17 protein-coding genes are annotated in these 20,659 nt (G+C 42.9%); 5 read left to right on the top strand and 12 right to left on the bottom strand.

Translation table 11 applies throughout. From position 1 onward, the window contains the following. The first annotated feature begins 244 nt into the window (after positions 1–244). On the top strand, positions 245–574 hold the full coding sequence (locus D7Y06_RS04685) for a helix-turn-helix domain-containing protein (protein ID WP_120406672.1): 330 nt from the start codon (positions 245–247) through the stop codon (positions 572–574). A gap of 205 nt (positions 575–779) precedes the next feature. Here the strand turns inward: D7Y06_RS04685 and D7Y06_RS04680 are convergent, their stop codons facing one another. The 8 genes from D7Y06_RS04680 to D7Y06_RS04640 all read right to left on the bottom strand — a co-directional run bounded on the left by D7Y06_RS04680 (position 780) and on the right by D7Y06_RS04640 (position 14,070). Then, on the bottom strand, positions 780–4,607 hold the full coding sequence (locus D7Y06_RS04680) for a hypothetical protein (RefSeq protein ID WP_120406671.1): 3,828 nt from the start codon (positions 4,605–4,607) through the stop codon (positions 780–782). 500 nt (positions 4,608–5,107) lie between these two features. After that, positions 5,108–5,554, bottom strand: a complete 447-nt coding sequence (locus tag D7Y06_RS04670; RefSeq protein WP_120406669.1) for a signal peptidase II — start codon at positions 5,552–5,554, stop codon at positions 5,108–5,110. Next, on the bottom strand, positions 5,551–7,344 hold the full coding sequence (gene aspS / locus D7Y06_RS04665) for an aspartate--tRNA ligase (RefSeq protein ID WP_120406668.1): 1,794 nt from the start codon (positions 7,342–7,344) through the stop codon (positions 5,551–5,553). Before aspS ends, D7Y06_RS04670 begins: the two co-directional genes overlap by 4 nt. A gap of 30 nt (positions 7,345–7,374) precedes the next feature. Further along, positions 7,375–8,631, bottom strand: a complete 1,257-nt coding sequence (hisS, locus tag D7Y06_RS04660) for a histidine--tRNA ligase (protein WP_120406667.1) — start codon at positions 8,629–8,631, stop codon at positions 7,375–7,377. Between the two features lie 18 nt (positions 8,632–8,649). Continuing rightward, the gene (gene hemZ, locus D7Y06_RS04655; protein WP_120406666.1) at positions 8,650–10,113 is read right to left on the bottom strand and encodes a coproporphyrinogen dehydrogenase HemZ; all 1,464 of its coding nucleotides are present in this window, start codon (positions 10,111–10,113) and stop codon (positions 8,650–8,652) included. An 8-nt stretch (positions 10,114–10,121) separates the two neighbouring features. Beyond that, on the bottom strand, positions 10,122–10,751 hold the full coding sequence (locus D7Y06_RS04650) for an MBL fold metallo-hydrolase (RefSeq protein ID WP_120406714.1): 630 nt from the start codon (positions 10,749–10,751) through the stop codon (positions 10,122–10,124). 48 nt (positions 10,752–10,799) lie between these two features. After that, on the bottom strand, positions 10,800–13,106 hold the full coding sequence (locus D7Y06_RS04645) for a RelA/SpoT family protein (RefSeq protein WP_120406665.1): 2,307 nt from the start codon (positions 13,104–13,106) through the stop codon (positions 10,800–10,802). Between the two features lie 73 nt (positions 13,107–13,179). Beyond that, the gene (locus D7Y06_RS04640) at positions 13,180–14,070 is read right to left on the bottom strand and encodes a GNAT family N-acetyltransferase (RefSeq protein WP_120406664.1); all 891 of its coding nucleotides are present in this window, start codon (positions 14,068–14,070) and stop codon (positions 13,180–13,182) included. A 132-nt stretch (positions 14,071–14,202) separates the two neighbouring features. Between D7Y06_RS04640 and D7Y06_RS04635 the strand changes: the two genes are divergently transcribed. Further along, on the top strand, positions 14,203–14,724 hold the full coding sequence (locus tag D7Y06_RS04635) for a peptidylprolyl isomerase (protein ID WP_120406663.1): 522 nt from the start codon (positions 14,203–14,205) through the stop codon (positions 14,722–14,724). Positions 14,725–14,830: 106 nt separating this feature from the next. Here the strand turns inward: D7Y06_RS04635 and D7Y06_RS04630 are convergent, their stop codons facing one another. Both D7Y06_RS04630 and D7Y06_RS04625 read right to left on the bottom strand, forming a co-directional pair. After that, positions 14,831–16,597, bottom strand: coding sequence for an N-acetylmuramoyl-L-alanine amidase (locus tag D7Y06_RS04630; protein ID WP_120406662.1), 1,767 nt, complete (start codon positions 16,595–16,597; stop codon positions 14,831–14,833). Between the two features lie 11 nt (positions 16,598–16,608). After that, a complete protein-coding gene (locus tag D7Y06_RS04625) occupies positions 16,609–17,055 on the bottom strand; it encodes a hypothetical protein (protein WP_120406661.1) in 447 nt (148 codons plus the stop codon). Positions 17,056–17,170: 115 nt separating this feature from the next. Here D7Y06_RS04625 and D7Y06_RS04620 point away from each other — a divergent pair, with 115 nt between their 5' ends. Together D7Y06_RS04620 and D7Y06_RS04615 are read left to right on the top strand one after the other, a co-directional pair. Further along, positions 17,171–17,827 carry an alpha/beta fold hydrolase gene (locus tag D7Y06_RS04620; RefSeq protein WP_120406660.1) on the top strand — a complete coding sequence of 219 codons (657 nt, stop codon included), beginning with the start codon at positions 17,171–17,173 and terminating at the stop codon, positions 17,825–17,827. Positions 17,828–18,037: 210 nt separating this feature from the next. Then, positions 18,038–18,370 carry a helix-turn-helix domain-containing protein gene (locus D7Y06_RS04615; protein WP_158591246.1) on the top strand — a complete coding sequence of 111 codons (333 nt, stop codon included), beginning with the start codon at positions 18,038–18,040 and terminating at the stop codon, positions 18,368–18,370. Here the strand turns inward: D7Y06_RS04615 and D7Y06_RS27620 are convergent. Further along, a complete protein-coding gene (locus tag D7Y06_RS27620) occupies positions 18,367–18,501 on the bottom strand; it encodes a hypothetical protein (RefSeq protein WP_256387209.1) in 135 nt (44 codons plus the stop codon). The two genes, D7Y06_RS04615 and D7Y06_RS27620, sit on opposite strands and share 4 nt — an antisense overlap. A gap of 100 nt (positions 18,502–18,601) precedes the next feature. After that, positions 18,602–20,320, bottom strand: coding sequence for an AAA family ATPase (locus tag D7Y06_RS04610; RefSeq protein ID WP_120406658.1), 1,719 nt, complete (start codon positions 20,318–20,320; stop codon positions 18,602–18,604). Between the two features lie 151 nt (positions 20,321–20,471). Between D7Y06_RS04610 and D7Y06_RS28190 the strand changes: the two genes are divergently transcribed. Next, entirely contained in the window at positions 20,472–20,654 is a 183-nt protein-coding gene (locus D7Y06_RS28190) for a type III toxin-antitoxin system ToxN/AbiQ family toxin (protein WP_334294997.1), read from the top strand. Positions 20,655–20,659 lie beyond the last annotated feature (5 nt).

The raw sequence follows: 20,659 nt of genomic DNA, 5'->3' as shown, positions 1-20,659 counted from the left end.
AACAACTCTCCCTCACAGAAGGCTTTCCTGTCTCGAACATGTTACGAGTTTATTACAAAATTGTGACTAAATAATAAGGATACATTGGGAAAATATTGGAATATGCTTAGTTTTTAAAAGAATGAATTATTTCAAAAATATTACAAAAAATAATTATACAATTAAACAGAGTTTTTTTTATATCCTATTAAGTTTTATCTTTCCCTATATCCTCTTGCTAAACTAGTGTTAAAGAGGTGATTACATGAAACGATTATACAAACTGCGAAAAGAAAAACACATGACCCAGCAGCAGTTGGCGGATATCTTAAACGTATCCCAGCAGTCCATACACAAATATGAAAATGGAATATGCAGCCCCACCATTGAAGGACTGTGTGACATGGCTGAATTTTTCGACACATCTATTGACTATTTGATTGGTGCAACGGATATTCCTTATCGCTACGATCAAATTCCGGACGGCGAATTACGGTTCTCTGAAAAACGTCTTCTCACTTTCTATCGTTCACTTTCCCCCATCGTACAGTCATTGATTCAGCAGGTCATTACCGAACAGGAACAAAAAGAATAATACGGCGGCTGGCTGGAAAAATCATCAAAAAAGGAATGATATGGACAAAATCATTCCTTTTTTGCATCACTGATTCACCTATAAAATTATATTTAGAAAAAATTTCCCGAAAAGGAAAGAACCACCCGCAGGAATCCCTGCGGGCGGTAAACATGAGAAAATATTTAAAACTGTAGCAAGCGAACTTAATGTTACGAATATAGGATTATTTCTTTACTTTAATCTTCTTAACATAGGAAGTCACTTCCATGTTTGCTTTTGCTTTGTTGGTGCCTGTAGCAACAACTTTGTAGTAGTATGTCTTGCCTTTCTTTACATTCTTGTCTGTGTAAGAAGTCTTTTTGGAAGTTCCAATCTTCTTAAATGTGCCATTTTTCTTGTCTGCACGGTAGATGACATACTGTTTCGCATCTTTTACTTTGTTGTACTTGACAGCTACCTGTCCTTTTTTAGAATTCTTAATGGAAGAAATCTTAAGGTCTCTGTTAAATACAACAGATGCAGGTTTACTGGTTGCATATGCAACCTTACTTTCTGTAGAAGTAACATAAGAAGCAATTTCCGTATTCTTCTCGCCAAATGCAACTACGGAATAGTAGTAAGTTACACCCTCTAACAACTGGGTGCGGTCAATGGCAGATGTTCCGATAATAGAATCTGATTCGCCTAAATACTCTTTATAACCTACTTCATCGTAACGCTCATCTGTGTTGCTCTCTTTTGCAATAGGAGTACCTGGCACCGTATATTTCTTCTCATCTTTGTTGTAAACACCAGCTCTGGTTGAACGGTACACTCTGTAATATTTTGCACCGGAAACTTTCTTCCAGGAAATCTTAACTACATTGTTTGTCTTTCCGTCAGCAAGCTTTTCTGTGGTATTCTTTGCCGTAATGCTGCCTGCCACTTTCAAAGATGTGGTATTTGTTACATCTGTCCATTCGGAATATGTCTTATTTTTCCCATAAGCGCGCACAGAAACACTTGCATATCCGCCGGATTCTAACCCTTTAATTGTATAATTATTTTTCTTGGTAGATTTTACGGTTGCTTTACGGGATTTCGCTGCTCCATATTTGTCATAAAGCGTATATTTTACTTCAAACTTGGAGGCAAATTTATCTGCATCCCAGGTAATTTTTGCAGACGTTCCTTTATTTTCTGACTGAACATTCCAGGGCTTATGTACTGCAAAGGTAATGTAATCACTGTCTGCAATATATCCGGATGCTTTCTTACCATCTTTATAATAAGCCATAACTACATAAGTATATGTCTCTCCGGCTTTCAGCTTCTTATCAGTAAAGGATGTTGTTTTTGCCTTCTTTACCGTTTTTACCAGTTCAAATTTAGCAGTATCCAATGCCTGTGCAAAATCCCCGGCATTTTTATACTTCTTAGAAATCACTTTTTTATCAACGTTAGAGGAATTTGAGCGGTAAATCTCATACTTCTCTGCCTTGCTTACCTTTGTCCAGGTAACTTTTGCCTGGCTGGTGGATTTCATTGTAACTTTTACAGCGATATCTGTGACCTGTGAGGTACTTACTGTTTTGTATGTATAATCACTGTAAATCGTCTTCTTGTTGTCCTTATTATAATAGTAGGAACGAACCTTGTAAGAATATTTGGTGTTTTCTTTTAAATCTGCATCCGTATAAACATCGTCTGTTATAGTTGCAATTTTTTTCCATTTATTCTTATTGTTTTTCTTATAAATCTGGTATCCCGTTGGGTTTCCAGCGCCGCTTAATGTAAGTTTAATGCTGTTTTTGGACGCTTTTGTATCAACAGCCGGCTTATCCAAGTCATTCTTTACGCTTACAATTTTAGAAGCCGGGCTGAAATTGGTGTAACGGGTAAAATTCAATCCGTCGATAGTTGCAATGGGCGCCTGGTCATCACGACTGTTGATATCATCATATGTATAAGCCGTGAAATAATAAGTCACCCCTGGTTTTAAATCGAATCTATCTGTGCTAATGCCGCTGTCGCCTTCCAAACCATCTTCTGATACACTATCTACTTTATTAATTAACGCTTTCTGGCCGGATGTCAATTTGTCGGACAGGGGAACCATTGTAGTGGTAGTATCCCCGTATTCATCTGTTACTGTCACAGGCGCTGTTGTTGCATTCAATTTTGACAAGTTAAAGAATTCCGGCAAAGTCTTTTTCTCGTATGCATAAACAACCACATCAGCATCTACAGGATTCCATACCAGGTCATATGTGCCGTCAGACTGTTTCTCTGCTTTAAATCCTGTTACCTGAGGAATATTTGCAGTCTGGGTAGTTGTTACAACTGCAATATTAGAAACAATCGTATTGTTTTTATACTCATTAGAGGCTGCTCCAAAAGTCTCTAACCCATAGTAATGGTATGTGAAATCCCTGGAATATGACACTGTTTTACTTGACCCTGATACTCTCCAAGAAGATGTATCAATATTTTCATAATAATTTACATCGCCAAGAAGGGCCTTTTTCTCATCCTCGTCTTTCCACTCATTGTCGTAAAACTTCTTAAAATTCTCTGATGTAAGATTTGTCAAAGGAATTTTAGACTCAATACAATATAACTCTGTATAACCTGCCTCTTTTACCGGATTCCAGGTTAATTTTACCTGTGTTCCGTCTAAAGCTGCCGCCAAACCGCCAATCTGCGGTACTTCTTTTAACTCGGCACGGGTAAATGTATAAACCTCAGACCACTCCCCTGCAGATACTACGGTATTGGTAGTAACTGTCTTATTCTGAGCATCCTTTGCCTCATTTTCAACATAGTATACGCCGCGAACCTGAATCTTGGCAGATTCACCAGGCCCAACCAAAGTATTTAAATCTGCAGAGTTCCTTGTCCTAATAGACATTGCGCCTTCCGTACTGCTGATTGCCAGAGTACTACCATAATCTGTAAAAGTTTCCACCGCATCATTTACCTTTACCTGGTAGCCAACTTTTAACTCCTTATTTTCGCCGTTTACCACAATATTATCTGTGGTAAGGGAATTCCAATCCATAGAAGGCTTAACTTTTTCAAAGGAAATTTCATCAGACACATACCAGTACAACTGGCCGTTTCCCATATGATTTCCTCTGCCCTTATAAAATTTACCATTCACAGCATAATAATCTGTTATGGCATCGCCATTGATATCTGTGGCGCCAAGTAACTGATCTGCTGCCGTTGAGTCTGCTGCCACTCCTACAGGCACAACTTCCTCACCTTTGGCTGCAAGATAAGAAGTATAATATGCACCGTTGGCGGTATACAGTCCGGTTGCCGGATCAGCCGTCAATCCAGCCACTACTTCCTCAGAAAATGTAGTGAAATCTCCGTCACGATCATATGAAGCTTGGCGATATGTTTTTCCGTCTACATTGTATACGTCACTCAGTCCCTGCACGGTATCTTTCGCCTTTGTTGTCTCTGTCAAATTTCCAGGTTTAACCACAGCGTCTGAACCCTTAACATAGTTATAATATAAAACTTTATCATTTCCTGCTGGCATAGAAAAATCATAACCATTTGTCCCTTCCAACCCAATAACCTTAGAAGGTGTTCCGTTATATGCGCCTACCTCTTCTGTCTCTTCTTCCAGGTCAGCACTTTCTGTCTCATCCTCCGTTGTCTCTGCAGCTTCTGGTGCCTGGGCTGCTTCATCCGCCACTGGCTGAACCACATCTTCTACAGGTGTTGCTGCTTCTGTCTCCGGTACATCTGCTTCCGGTGCAGCCTGCTCCGTCTCTTCCTCCGGTGTCGTCTGCTCTGTCTCTTCCTCCTGTGTTGTCTGCTCTGCCGCTTCTGTAGCTCCTGCAGCTTCTGCTGCCTCTGACTCAAACTCTGTGACTTCTGTTGTCTCTGTCCCGGCATTGTCTGTCCCTGCGCCTGATTCTGTTACAACAGCCGGCTCTGCATCACCTGCATTCACTTCTGCAGCGCCTGCCAAAGAACCCTCGCTTAAAATCATTGAGAGAGATAGTGCGAAAGCAGCCATACGTTTGCTTTTCATAAGCACGTTTTTCTTCATACTTTCCTCCTTAAAGATAATATAATCATTCGCATTCAGCGAACCCCATATGGCTATCTTTAACATCTTGTCAAAAAATAACCATTTGTGACAGTAAACAGTGTAACATTACCACTTTTAAGTGTCAATATTAAACTTAAAAATTGTTAATAAATTCTTAATAAACTTAACTGCTGTATAAATGGTTAATTTTTTCCAGAGTATTCTTGTTTATAGTAACTTTATACAATTTACTTACCGTTTCATCCCATATCTTTCTTACAATTTGTACAAACAAAAAAAAGATGTATGCTATTTTTTCGTACATCTTTTTCATAATGGAACTTTTACTGCAATTGTACTTTTTCCGGTACAATTCGCCCCATATATATAAGTAAATTTATTCAGCTAAGTATCTTCCCTGCCGTATCTACTATGGTATTTTTTGTCTCTTTCCCCCGGATTTCAACTGCTGTCCGTTACCCGTTCCTCCTCTTCCCCGTCCTGGCGGTTTAAAATGCTCATTTGGCGGAAAATACAATTACAAATGCCCCGATAAAAATGGCAATATCCGAAAGGTTAAAAACAATCTCATTAAACTTTTTAAAAGGCGTCACAAAACTAAAATAATCCACCACATGGCCCTTTTTCATTCGATCGAAAAGGTTGCTGGCGCCGCCCCCTGCCAACAGCCCAAGGGAAATTTTTAACCCCGTATTCCCTTTGTTTTTTAACTGAAAGACATACATTCCCGCCACAAGGACAAATATCCCGGCATGGATTCCCCTTATCACCTTAGGGGAATCTGCCAGGAAGTTAAGCACTGCGCCTTTATTGTAATATTTGTGGATTAAAATCCGTTTTCCAAAAAGATATTTTTCCCTATCAAAAGAAAAATCTTTGTCTATATAACGCTTAATACATGTGTCTGCTGCAAATATCCCTGCGGGAAGCAACAATGCAATCATTCTTTTTCCTCTTCCAATATCTCAAGCCCCAGTTCCAAAAGCTGCTTTTCCTCCACCTTCCCCGGCGCCTGGGTCATCAGACAGGAGGCATCTTTTACCTTGGGGAATGCAATCACATCACGGATGGAATCTGCATGTACCATGTGCATTACCAGACGGTCCACGCCGTAGGCAAGGCCCGCATGGGGGGGCACTCCGTATTTAAAAGCGTCTAAGAGAAATGCAAACTGCTCATATGCCCGCTCTTTTGTAAAGCCCAACACCTCAAACATCTTTTCCTGGATATGGTTCTGGTGGATACGCACGGAACCCCCGCCAAGCTCGGTGCCGTTTAACACAATATCGTATGCCTTTGCCCGGACAGAGCCAGGCTCTTTGTCCACATTTTCCCAGTCCTCCTCCATGGGCATGGTGAAAGGATGGTGCATCGCCACATAACGCTCTTCCTCCTCAGACCACTCCAAAAGGGGGAATTCTGTTACCCACAGGAAATTGTACTGATTTTTATCTAAAAGCCCCAGCTCCTCCGCCAGATTCAGGCGCAGGGCACCCAGGACATTCCACACAATTTTATGCTTATCCGCTGCAAAGAGCAGTAAATCCCCCGGTTCTCCCTCCATGGCCGAAACCAGGTTACTTAACTCCTCCTCCGTCATAAACTTGGCAAAAGAGGACTTATAGCTGCCGTCTTCATTAACAGAGAGGTACGCCAAACCCTTTGCACCACAGCCCTTGGCAAACTCCACCAGCTTGTCAATTTTCTTTCTGGGCATTGCCCCCTGTCCCTTTGCATTGATTCCCCGCACGGTCCCCCCGGAGGTAAGAGCCCCGGTAAAGACACCGAAACCGCAGTCTTTTACGATCGGAGAGACGTCTTTTAATTCCATGCCAAAACGGGTATCCGGCTTGTCGGAGCCAAACCTGTCCATAGCCTCCTGCCAGGGCATCCTCTGGAAAGGAATTTTTACATCCACCCCGATTGCCTCTCTAAATACATATTGTATGAGACGTTCATTTACCTCAATCACATCATCCACATCCACAAAGGACAATTCCATATCCGCCTGGGTAAACTCCGGCTGGCGGTCCGCCCTTAAATCCTCGTCCCGGAAACATTTTGCAATCTGAAAATACCTGTCAAAACCGGAGCACATCAAAAGCTGTTTGTAAAGCTGGGGGGACTGGGGCAGGGCATAAAAATTGCCGGGATGCACGCGGCTTGGCACCAGGTAATCCCTTGCCCCCTCCGGTGTGGATTTACAGAGTATGGGGGTTTCAATCTCCAAAAAACCCTCTTTCATCATAAAATCCCGCATAAGGTAAATCACTTTGCTTCTGAGCATCATATTTTTCTGGATATCCGGCCTTCTCAAATCCAGATACCTGTATTTTAACCGCACCTCATCCCTGGTCTGGCTGTCCTCCTCAATGGGGAAGGGGGGCGTCTCAGATTCGGAGAGAATCCGGATACTCTCTGCCGCCACCTCAATATCTCCTGTTTTTAAATTCTCATTTACCGCAGCGGAACGCTTCTGCACCAACCCCTCCACGGCAATGACAAACTCATTTCTTAAGGTTCCCGCTTTTAAAAATCCTTCCTCTCCCACCGTATCCTGGTCAAATACAATCTGCAGGATACCAGAGCGGTCCCTTAAATCCACAAAAATCAGCGCCCCTAAATTTCTCCTCTTCTGCACCCATCCCATAACGGTGACTTTCTCACCGATATTTTCAGTTGAAACTTCCGTACACCTGTGGGTTCTTTTTAACCCCTGCATTGACTCTGCCATTTTTTCTCTCCTCACTTCCCTGGACTTATTTTACCTGTTAAAAAACTCCTGGATATCCTGATAGCCTTCCCCGGCCAGTTTTTCTTTCTGGAATTTCTTATTTTTATTCATCTGTACCACTAAAACCTGCTGTCCCTGCTCCCTTGCCTCCTGGGCCTTTTTTATCACGTCCACAAGCTTGTCTGCAGGATAATTTTTTTCAATCAGATACGCCGTCTTTTTCATCTGCCCGGGAATCTCATATCCCTGCTCCAAAAGCAGCAGAATGATCCTCTCAAATCCAATGGAAAAACCGCAGGCGGGAACATTGTTTCCGGTAAAATTCCCAATCATTTTATCGTAGCGTCCCCCTCCGCCGCAGCTTCCCCCAAACTCAGGGATGGCAATCTCAAAAATCGTCCCGGTGTAATACCCCATGCCCCGGACTAAGGCAGGGTCAAATACCATGGCAAAATCTGCGGTTTTCGTTTGTTCCACGCTGTCTATAATGGTCAGTAAATTCTCTTTTACTTCCGGCTCCAAAAATCCTTCCAGTTTTTCAGCAATAGCAGATATCGCCTTTGTATTATCCAAATTTTCTACTTCTTTAAACAGATTTAAATATTTCTCCCCGAAAGCCTCATCAAATCCCGCCTTTTTAAGTTCCTCAGCAACCCCATCCATTCCGATTTTGTCCATCTTGTCCAAAAGGATGCAGACCTTGTCAAAGTCCTCCTCCCCAAATCCGCTGTAGGCAGCCATAGCCTTTAAAATCCGCCGTTCGTTAATGCGGATTTCAAATTTTTTAAAACCAAGCTTTCCCAGGGTGGTGGTGGTGGCAAGTATCAGCTCAATTTCGGCCAAATTGGATGCCTCCCCCAAAATGTCAATATCGCACTGGGTAAACTGGCGGTAACGCCCTCTCTGGGGGCGGTCGGCCCGCCACACATTTCCAATCTGCAGGGCCTTAAAAGGGGCGGGCAGGTTGTTGGCATTGCTGGAATAAAAACGGGCCAAAGGAAGGGTCAAATCATAGCGGAGCCCCATATCCGTAAGGTCTGCTTCGCTCTGGGCGCTTTCCAGTTTTAACTTTTCCCCCCGCTTTAACACTTTAAATATGAGTTTTTCATTTTCCCCCCCCTGTTTGCTGCTAAGGTTTCCTATATTTTCCATACAAGGAGTTTCAATGGGGGTAAAACCGAAACTTCGGTACGTATCTTTAATTACGCTGATTACATAATCCCGAATCTGCATTTCCTCCGGTAAAATGTCTTTCATGCCTGTCACAGGCTTTTTTGCTAATGCCATTTATGTTTCCTTCCTTTCCTATGATTTATCTTCAAACAACTTCCGCTTCCTGTCAATCATCTCATCTATTTTTTCCATATATAGCGCAACATCCTTTACGTTATCGCACCGCTCAATCCTCCCGTCGGAATACACCCGCTTACTTATGGATCCAGCGCCAAGAGCTACGATACTCTGGACTTCCTCCATAATTAATACATTGTAAACCCCGGCCTTCCCCGGCAGTGCATACCCCACATTCTCAAAATTCCCCGCCATATTTTTCTGGCGGTACAGATAATAAGGTGAAAGCCCCATGTCACGGGCAAGCCGCTCCGTTAAGGCTATTGTTTCCCAGGTATTTTCAAAGGTCAAATTTTCATATTCCTCCCGGAACATCTTTAATCTTGCCCCACGCTTTAACGCCAGGGAATGAATGGTGAGATTGTCTGGGGCAAGCTTTTTGATTTCTTCCATGGTATGCTCCACATCCCGGATATTTTCATTTGGAAGCCCTAAAATTAAATCCATATTAATATTATCAAAGCCCATATCCCTGGCAAGGTGAAAACTGTCTATGGTCTGTTTCACCGTATGTTTTCTGCCGATAATCTTTAGGGTCTCCTCCTTCATCGTCTGGGGATTAATGGAAATCCTTGAGATTCCCTCCTCCCGCAAAACGGCAAGTTTTTCCTCTGTAACACTGTCCGGCCGGCCGGCCTCCACAGTAAATTCCAGGCAATGTTTTAAATCAAAAGAAGATTTTATTTTTCTAATCAGTCTGGAAAGTTGATAAGGGCTTAGAGTAGTGGGGGTTCCTCCACCTATATAAACTGCATTTAATTTTTTGTTCCGAAAGGTACAGGCCGTGTAATCTATCTCCTTCTCCAGGGCGGATAAGTATTCATCCGCCCGCTTTTCCCACATACTTATGGAAAAAGAAGTAAAGGAACAGTACAGGCAGGTGCTGGGACAGAAAGGTATCCCTATGTAAAGGCTGTAGCCCCTGTCATAATCAATCTTATTTAAAAGCTTTAACTCCCGCCTGGCCACTTCTAAGGAAAGGGAGATTTTTTCCTCCGAGGCAAAATAAGTTTCCCTCATATAAGAGCGGATATACGTCTCATTTCTGCCCTCCTCCAAAAGCCCCATGGGAATCTTTGTGGGGCGGATGCCAGTCAGGGTTCCCCATGGAAGGCTCTCCCCGGTATATTCCTCCAGAAGTTGATATAATTCCTGTTTCAAACGGTTCTTTGTGCCTTTCCTGTCAGAAAAATCCACCGGAAATTTTCTGGAAAAAAGAGGCCCTCCGGCCTCACTTTCACCTTGGGATAAGCGAATCTCTATAAAACCCTCCCCGTAGTGAATCAGAAGAAAGGCTGCCTCCCCCTCCGGTAAGTTTTCTCCCGCAGATACAGATACATCCTGGCCGGGATAAAAAGCTTTTACCAGGGAGTGGATATCGTACTCAAAATCAGCCCTGTTCAGCGTTACCGTAATCATAATTTCTCCTATAAAAATGGATTGTACTGTCTCTCCCAGCCAATGGTGGTGGTATCGTTATGTCCCGGATACACATTCACCTGTCCAGGCAGAGGCATTAATTTGTCCTCAATAGATTTTAACAGGACAGATGCACTGCCCCCTGGAAAATCTGTGCGCCCCACGGAGTCATGGAACAGGGTATCCCCGGAAAAAACGGCCTGCTCTTCTTCAAAATAGAAACAGCAGCCTCCCTGGGTATGCCCTGGGGTAAACAGCACTTTTATGGTAAAACCTGCCAGGGAAAGCACATCTCCGTCCTTCACAAACTCATCTGCATGGTAGGATTCTCTTTTCCCAATCATTCCGGAAAGATTCACCGCCGGATTTTTAAGGGTTTCTTTTTCATGCTCCTCCGCATAGACAGGAATCTGAAATTCCTCTGCAATTTTCCCTGCAGCCATGGCGTGGTCAAAATGCCCGTGGGTTAAAAGCACCGCCCTGGGAATCAGGTTTTTCTCCCTCATTTTCTCTGCCAGACGCCCGGCCCCATCCCCGGGGTCAATAACCAAAACCTCCATGGTATCCTCATTTACTGCAAAATAGCAGTTGGTCATAACTTCACCAACCACATACTGTTCTACTCTAAGCCTTGCCATATGCTTCCCTTTCTTATCAAAGATAAACAATTTTTTATCCTGTCTTTCTCATCCCGTGGTTCTCTCGATATCTATCACACTTTCCACCTGACGCACTTTTTCTATCAGGCTGGAGAGTTCCTCCCTGCCTTTTGTGTTAAAGGAAATCTCTATGGTGGCGATTCCCTGTTTGCTGGTGGTGGAATGGATACTGTTAATGTCAATAGATCGCTCGGTAAAAATTCTGGAGATATCCACCAAAAGCCCGGTACGGTTATTTCCATATATTTTAATCCCTGCCAGATAAAGGCCGTTGCTTCCCTCCAATACTCCCTGCTGCCACTCTGCGTCAATTAAGCGCACCCGCTCCATATCGGAGAGATGTATGATATTGACACAGTCCGTGCGGTGGATAGACACGCCTCTCCCCCTGGTGACAAATCCTACAATCTCGTCCCCGGGCACCGGACTGCAGCACTTGGAAAAGTGAACCGCCACATCGTAAAGCCCTTTTACGATAATACCGCTTTTTGATTTCACGGGAACGCTTTTTTCCTTTAAACCGTTCTCCGCCACCACGCTTAAAATGTCCTGGTCTGTCATGGCGGTCACATGGTCTTTTTTGTACTCTTCGTACATGCGGTTTACAATCTGGCTCTCTTTTAACCCCCCGTGGCCAACAGTGGCCAATGCGGAATTCCAGTCGTGGAACCCGTATTTATTCAAGATTTTATTTTGGTATTCCGGCTTATTGATATCGGAAAGGTTGATTCCCTTTGACTTACAGTACTGATGGACCAAATCCTTTCCCCGGATAATATTTTCTTCCTTTAACTCGCTTCGGAACCACTGGTTTATCTTATTTTTTGCCTGGGTGCTCTTTACAATATTCAGCCAGTCACGGCTTGGGCCCTTAGAATTCTGGGAGGTAATCACCTCCACCCTGTCTCCGTTTTTGATTTTGTAATCAATGGTGACAAGCTTGCCGTTTACTTTTGCCCCCACCATTTTATTTCCCACGGCAGAATGGATGCTGTAGGCAAAATCAATGGGCGTAGAGCCGTTGGGCAGGTTTTTCACGTCCCCGGAAGGCGTAAAACAAAACACCGTATCGGAAAAAAGATCCAAATCGCTTTTTAAAAGGCTCATAAATTCTTTGTTGTCCGACATGTCCCGCTGCCACTCTAAAATCTGCCGAAGCCAGCTTAACTTTTCCTCCTCCTGGTTGGCAACACTCATCCCCGTATTGCCCTCCTTGTACTTCCAGTGGGCTGCAATTCCATATTCCGCCGTCCGGTGCATTTCCGATGTGCGGATTTGAATTTCAAAGGGCTGTCCCGTAGGACCAATTAATGTGGTGTGCAAAGACTGGTACATATTGGGTTTTGGCATTGCGATATAATCTTTGAAACGCCCAGGAATAGGTTTATACATCTCATGGATAACCCCCAGGGCCGCATAACAGTCTTTCACGGAATCCACAATAATACGGATGGCAAACAAATCATAAATCTGGTCTAATGTCTTATCCTGGTTTACCATTTTCTTATAAATGCTGAAAAAGTGCTTTGCCCTTCCGCTGATTTCCGCCTTGATGCCCGCCTTCTCAATATGGCTTTTTACTTCCTCCACAAGCCCCTGCACATACTCATCCCTCAAACTCTTCCGCAGGGCAATTTTTTCTACCAGATCATAATAGGCATCGGATTCCAAATATTTTAAAGACAAATCATCCAGTTCAATTTTTATTTTTGAGATTCCCAGGCGCTGGGCAATGGGGGCATAGATATCCATAGTCTCCCTGGCCTTTTCTTTCTGCTTTTCCGCCCTCATATACTTAAGAGTGCGCATATTGTGAAGGCGGTCCGCCAGCTTTATGAGAATCACCCGGATATCCTTTGCCATGGCAAGAAACATTTTCCTTAAATTCTCCGCCTGGACCTCCACTTTATCTGCATCATAGGAGAGCTGACCCAGCTTTGTGACGCCGTCCACCAAAAGAGCCACCTCGTCCCCAAACTCCTGTGCGATTTCCTCCTCTGTCATTACAGTGTCCTCCACCACATCATGGAGCAGCCCCGCAACAATGGTTTCTTTGTCAAGCTCTAATTCCGCCAAAATAATTGCTACACAGAGAGGATGGATAATATACGCTTCCCCGGACTTCCGCACCTGATTTTTATGGGCCTCGTCCGCAATGCGGTACGCCTTTTCAATCATGGATATATCTGTGGAGGGGTGGTATTTCAAAACGCTTTGAATGAGGGAATCGTATAACTTAACCGGTTCCTCAAAATCCTTCGTCTCCACAATATTTTCTTCCGAATGATATTCCTTTTCCAGTTTTTCTAATTCCTCGGTTGATATTTCAGCCATAAAAACTCACCACTCTTATCTTCTACATAGTATCTTTTTATTATAAATAATTATGAAAAAAATTGCAATCATTTCATTTTTGCAAATTCAGTGAAAAATGCATCATTTCTTTCCCCTCCCGAAGCACCTCACCCTCCGGGAAAAACTGAAATTTACCCAGTAGGGCCAGGGATGCCAGATTCCCTTTTTGGACAAAACAGTGCAGCTTGTCAAATCCCACATCCGCCTCTTTTGCATATGCGATAATGGCCTGGCACACCTCTGTCCCATATCCTCTTCTCTGACGCCCCGCATCAATGATATATCCCATTTCCAACAGATATTCCCCATTTACCTCATTGAGGTTTAACCCTGCCCTTCCTATGAGCTCATGGGTATCTCTGTCCATCACCAGCCACATGCCGTACCCGAAAAAAGGATACACTCTCTCAATATATGCCCCGGTATATTCCCTTTCCTCCTTAAAGCCGGATAAAGGCTCCACAAAATCCGTAATCCCCTCACCTTCATACAGGCGGTACAGTGCAGGCAAATCCTCTAAGGCCATCTCCCTGAGATAACATCTTTCCGTATCAATCACCCGCCAGGGAATTTTGTGTTTTCTCTGGTACACCCGCTCCAAAAAATAAAAATCCACTTCCTGAAAACTCTCAATTAAAAAATCTGTGCCAAACAAATTTTGGCCGGGAATTTCAGGATTTTCATATGCCAGAACTGCCAAGGGCAGATGCTTTGCCCCCCTTAAAGTTTCATCTCTGGCGGCGATTAGCAGGGATTCCTCTAATATTTCCCCCAATTCTTCCCATGGATTCCCGTTTTTATCCTTCCATAAATCAGAGAGATTTATCAGGGAAATATCTCTTCTCATAAGATCCCGAAACAGCCTGCCGGTAAAAAGCGGAATCCTGCCATTCTCTAAAAGTTCCTCTCTCCTGTATAAAATATTCTTTAAATTTCCTGCCATATTTTTTACATCCTTTAAAAAACTTATGTATTCTTGTGGTTATTTTCCCTTTCATATGATATATTATATTCATTGCCTGTCCTTGGCAAGGAAAAATAAAATAAATTAAAAATCACTGTAAGGAGGATGCTTATGGCACAAAATCCAGTTGTAACATTTGAAATGGAAAACGGAGACATAATAAAAGCGGAACTTTATCCAGAAACTGCCCCAAACACGGTAAATAATTTTATCAGCCTGGTACAGAAAAATTTTTATGACGGACTGATTTTTCACCGGGTGATTAAAGGCTTTATGATTCAGGGCGGCGACCCGGAGGGCACCGGCATGGGCGGCCCGGGATACGGCATCAAAGGGGAATTTGCAGAAAACGGTTTTGAAAACAATCTGAAACACTCTGCAGGAGTATTATCCATGGCCCGCTCTATGATGCCGGATTCCGCAGGAAGCCAGTTTTTTATTATGCACAAGGATGCTCCCCACTTAGACGGGGCTTATGCCGCTTTTGGAAAAGTGACTGAAGGCATGGAAGCTGTGGATAAAATTGCAGAGACGGCAACCGATTATTCTGACAGGCCCTTAGAAGACCAGATTATGAAAAGCGTTACCGTGGAAACCTTTGGCAGGGAATACCCGGAACCTGAAAAATGCTGACATATTTCCTTTGAGTCCCCGTGTGCATAAAAAAACAGCAGAGGAACCATTCCCCTGCTGTTTCTATTCCCAAGAATCACACTACTTTCACAAACCCATATTCCTCCTATTTCTTAGTCTTTATTTTTCTCACTCCGCTGTAAGAACTGTAGGTATTTCCCCCTGTACCGTCCCCCACTGCCCTGATTTTATAGTAGTAAGTCTTATTTTTGGAAACCGACTTATCTTTATAAGTCAAAACACTTTTCACCGTCGCAATCTTTTTGTAAGAGCCATTCTTTTTATTACTTCGGTAAATCTGATATTTTTTCGCCCCGTTTATTTTTTTCCATTTCAGTTTCACCTGGGTTTTTGATGAGGAAGCTGAGGGTACAGATGGTTTTTTCAGCACCTTTGTCTTTTGTACCCCGCAAAAACCTGCCCTTACTGTCTCCCCGCCGCTTTTTTTATATGCCCGCACTTTATAATAATAGGTTTTCCCGGCTTTTACGCTTTTATCTTTAAAGGAAACCGTACTTCCCTTATTCACCGTCTTAATCTTTTTAAAATCTTTGTCCTTTGAAGTGCTCCGGTAAATTTCATACCCCTGGGCTCCGCTTACTTTTTTCCATTTCAAATAAACATATGTGGAATCTTTTCCTGTAAGCTGGGTAATCTTTGTCTTATCAAGGGAAGTTTTCTTTTTCAGGCCGTAAGTCTCCGCGATTCCTGCGGCATCGGCAATGCCAAGTTTTTTTAATGCCTCATCACTGCCCAGATATTTTTTTGCGTCGGAAGCATTGGAGATAAAGGCATGTTCCACAATAATTCCCGGGAAACCAGCCTGTTTTGCCTGGCGGATGACCCCGTAATAATCTGCCGGGGAGCCGTCTGCATATGTGTTTCCCGTGGCGGAATTTCGGATTTTAACCCCCCTGTCCGCAAGCCCTAAAGCCACCAGTTTCTTTTCAATGGCTAAAGCCAGCGTTTTTCCCTCTGTCCCCAGAGACGGCCTGTAATTGCTGTTGGGGTAATAAACTTCTGCTCCGGAGGCCATGGTATTTGCCGCAGAATTAATATGTATGCTCACAAATACATCCGCTCCCACAGAGGCGGCATATTTTACCCTGCCTTCCAGGCTGATATAAGTGTCATTGCTCCTTGTGAGATAGACTTTTGCCCCGCTGTATTTTTCCAGTTCTTTTTTGCAGTAATTTGCTATCTTTAAAGTCAGCTCTTTCTCTTTCAAACCATTTGCCGCTGCCCCGGAATCATATCCGCCATGACCCGGGTCTAAAACGATAACCTTTTCCCCGGAACGGCTTTTTCCCTTCATATTCAAGGAAGGTGCGGATAAAAGCGCCCCTTTAATATCCGGCTTTGTGTCCGTGGCCTCCACCTGCACCACCTGGTCCTCCCCCTCAAAGGACATGCCCTCAATCACCGCATCCGGTACTGCTGCCATTTTTTCATCCACGGCAAACCTCACTGTTTTCCCCGTCTCCTGATAGGATATCTCCTGGGACACCCCGTTATAAACAAAGGAAATTTTCGTCAGTTCATAACTGCCCCGAAGGCTGCTGTCGTCAAAATCCATGGTAAAAAGGGCCGCATCCCTGTAAATCTGTTTTGCCTCTGCAGTAAACTGCTTTTTTGTGCTCCGGTTTTTGTATGTTAAAACTGCCGATTTCAGCTTGCTCTTATCCATCTCCCCGATACTCACCACCACTGTCTGGCTCATTGGGGTATCAAGGCTGCTGCTGCCTAAAATCGTATAATTCAGACAGGGCGGCGCCTCCCCCGCAGAAGCCTTCCCTGCATGGAAAAGGATAAAAGCTGCCATGACAAAAATCAAACATCCAAAAATCAACCTTATGCTTTTGTTCTTAAACATACTGTACTCTCCTACTTTTTCTTTTTCTTATTTTTTTCTTCCTCTTTATTATACTGATAAATCCTATAAATGTAATAGGCAATTACTGCCAAGACGCCAGCCATAACAATCAGGCTGTAGGCTTCATCGATGCTCATCCCCATGACATCCGCCATACTGGGAACAAGTATTCCGTACACAATCAGAAATTTACAGAGGCGTACCATGCGCACTGCATAAATCCGCACTTTTCCCGTCAAAGGTTCACTTCCTCTTCCATTTAAAAACTCCGGATGACACTGCAAAACCATCATTCCCCCGTAAAGCAGGAGAACGGCAAGGAAATGGAACACCATGGTCATTCCATGGATAGGATACCGGCAAATATAAAACATCTGCAGTCCCAGATACAGTATCATGCCAAAAATGGTTAAAGATTCCACAATAATATCTCCTATCCCCATTTCGTTTTTCCGCATAGACACCTCCTACAAAGTTTTATAAGAGTATAACATAATTACAGGAAAAATGTATACCTGAAATCTGATTCTGTGATATACTATGTTACAAGAAAGGATTTTGAAAGGAGTTCACATGTATATTCAGTTAAATGGACAAGTTATCTACTATGAGAAAACCGGGGAAGGTTCCCCCATCATTTTAGCACACGGAAATGGTGAAACCCATAAAATTTTTGATATTTTAATCCCGGAGCTATCCAGAAAACACACTGTATATGCTTTAGACACCAGAGGCCACGGAGAAAGCGCATCCCCGGAGCAATACCACTACAGCGACATGGCGGAGGATATCGCCGCATTTGTCCACGCCCTGGACCTTACAAAACCTGCTTTTTACGGCTTTAGCGACGGCGGCATCACGGGTCTTATCTGCGCCAGCAGATATCCCAGCCTGTTTTCCTCCCTTGTGGTAAGCGGCGCAAATCTCTCCCCCAGGGGGCTTAAATTTCCTGTGCGCCTCCACTTTCGCAGGGCTTACATAAAAAAGAAGGACAAACTCACCGCCCTTATGTTAAAAGAACCCCACATCACCAAATACGAACTCTCCCGGATTACGGTTCCCACCCTGGTATTGGCCGGGTCAAAAGATATCGTGAAAAAAAGAGAGACGAAAAAGATTGCAAAATATATCCCCCGTGCCACACTGCATATTCTGCCTGGGGAAGACCATTCCAGCTATGTCATCCACAGCCCCAAGCTGTTTCCTCTCCTTATGGATTTCTGGCATTAATGAAAAAGCCGCCAGCCTTTTTATTTTTTGGCTGGCGGCTTGTGTTATATAACGGCCTTTCTTTTGGCATTTTTTCCCAGTGTAAAGCCCTTATTCAGTTGTCACGGCGGATATATTTAGTTATAACTAATTGTGTTTTGTATAAACTCCTTATTGCTGGCAACAATGTACTTTAAAATTACTAAAGTACATCGAAAAAGGAGAAAAAACATGACAGATTTAAATTTTCAGACTATCGGCCGGAAAATTAAAGAACGCAGAAAAGATCTGCATATCACCCAGGAAGCCATTGCCAACTATTTGGACATAAATCCAAGCCACATCTCCAACATTGAATGCGGCCGGGCAAACCCATCCCTGACAATTTTAGTAAAGATTGCAAATTATTTAGAATGCAGTGTAGATTTTTTTATCAGCCAGGAATACACCTTTGACGCTTCCAGACAAAAGACATCCTCTTTGGATGAAAAAATTATGGAGAAGCTGAAATACAGCGATTCGGATAAGAAGCTTAAAATTTTACAGATGATTGATATTCTTTAAGAAAATTTTTCTCCAGAAAATATTCCAAATGCGTATTTAATCCCCAAGAAAAAACCTTCCAGTTCTGAAATCTTTGTCATTTCATAGAGAAGGTTTTTTAGTTCTTCAATCTCTTCCAGTAATTTGGCCATTGTAAGTCTCTCCTTATAATAGATAATGTTTTTTTTCTTACCCGCCGCTGTATTCTCCTATTCTTTTTTTCATCATCAGCCGGAATAGAAAATTTATTCATTACCTGATACCGGATTTTTCTTCATCTGCCGCCATCACCTTACACCGTTTCTTATAACAAGCAATCCCATACCTGCGAATGGTAGTCATACCGTCGTCAATCAGACTCTCCTCATAATTCCTGTCCCTAATCTGCTTTAACGCCTCCCTGCACCCTTCCTCAAATGCCGCCTTTTCTGCGTACTTCAATTCAATGATAATCCCAATATCCTTATCCTCCACCTCCACGCTGATGTCGCTGTACCCTTCCCCCGATTCTGCATTTGATTTGACTAACCAGCCCTCCATGCCTGCAAACAGGCCAAGTAAAATGCCATGGTAAAAATTTTCCTTCATCTCTTTTCTGGCATTCGTGTCACGGATGCTTATGGTTTTCCGCAAATAAGACGTAAATCCTTTCTCAATTACAGCCACATCATTTTCCTCAAAGGCCCTGCAGAAGTTCTTAAGCGTCTCTATGTCTTGTCTGGTTTCTGTCTTAAACCATTCCTGTATCTGCTCCTCAAATATCCACTGTATTTCCTTATTGGGAATGACCAGCCCTGTCATGCCGTTGTCATCCTCCCCCCGCTGTGTCAGGTAACCTGTGGTAAAAAGAATACTCCATAAATTATCAATTTTAGAATCCAAATCCCGGTAGGTCAGTTCCTGGCGGATTTTCTTTTTAATGCTTTCACCGCCAATCAGCCGTTCAATTTCATTTCTGGTAACCCCATCCGCTTTCTCTAAAAAACTTCTGATGATGCTGTTGCTGCTGGTATTTACCCAGTAATTCTGCGGCTTTACCACACTTCTATCACGCAAATCTCCGCAATAATTAATCACATCCCATGGACAGTATATTTCCTGACTGCCAAAGAGGTAGCCGTCATACCATTCCTTTATGGCATCATACTGGCTGGTTAACCTGTAATACTGAAGCATCTGCCTGACTTCCCCGTCCGTAAAGCCAAAATATTCCATATAACGTACATCCTTTGCGGTAAATACTTTAAGATTGTTGAATCCGGAAAAAATGCTCTCCTTGGATATTCTGAGGCATCCTGTTAAAACAGCAAAATTCAAGCTGTCGTTTGTTTTAAATGCATTTTCAAACAAATTTCTGATGAACTCCACCATGGCATCATAATAACCTGACTGGTATGCCCTGTCTAACGGCACATCGTATTCGTCAATGAGCATCACAACACTCTGGCCATAATGTTTCTGCAAAAGCTGGGACATCAACCGCAGGCTGTCCTTTAAAAGCTCATCTGACATGGTAAAAGCGCCGGATTCATCTATATTGATAAGGGCCTCGTACCGTTTTTGTTCTATTCCGGTGAGAGAACCGCTGTCCGCCAAAAACTGGAATTGCAATGCCTCGTTCCCAATAATATTCCTAAACATCCCTTTTGCCTCGTTAAAGTTTTCTCCCCTTGCAGATTTTAATGTGATGGATATTACCGGAAATTTCCCCATAAATGCATCACAAAGCTTTTTTTCTCTGGAAATATCCAGTCCCTCAAAAAGTCTGCCGTCAGAGCCCACCTCAAAAAAATGTTTCAGCATACTTATATTTAAGGTTTTTCCAAACCGTCTCGGGCGTGTAAACAGGTTTACTTTTCCGGGATTTTCCAGAAGTGTTTTGATAAGTTCCGTTTTGTCCACGTAGTAATATCCTTTTTCACGCAATTCTTTAAAATTTTCAATCCCCAGCGGAAGCATCGCTTTTTCCATACCATCCCTCTTTTCCTGAAAATAGTCTCTCCTGTATCGTTCGTGTCCTTGTAACAGTATAACATAATTTAGTTGAAAAAAATATTTTTTATCTGCCCTTATTTCATCTTACTAGAGTACAAACTCAAAGAGCTGAAAAAAAACTGACTATATTTATCTTCTACAAAAAGAAAAAATTCTGATTGATAAGATTCAGAATACTCTTCAAAACAAAACTTTAAAATTATATCAAAAATGTATTTCCATGCCAGATTCTTCTCTCGCTTCAAGATGCTGCAACTTCAAAATCCTGGAAAAAAGTGCAGTTCTTATTCCGATACATAGTAATTTATGAATCTC

Source organism: Roseburia sp. 1XD42-69, assembly GCF_003612565.1.
Taxonomy (GTDB): domain Bacteria; phylum Bacillota; class Clostridia; order Lachnospirales; family Lachnospiraceae; genus Roseburia_B.
The sequence above is the reverse complement of the archived record's forward strand: the minus strand, read 5'-3'. Positions and strand labels throughout refer to the sequence as shown.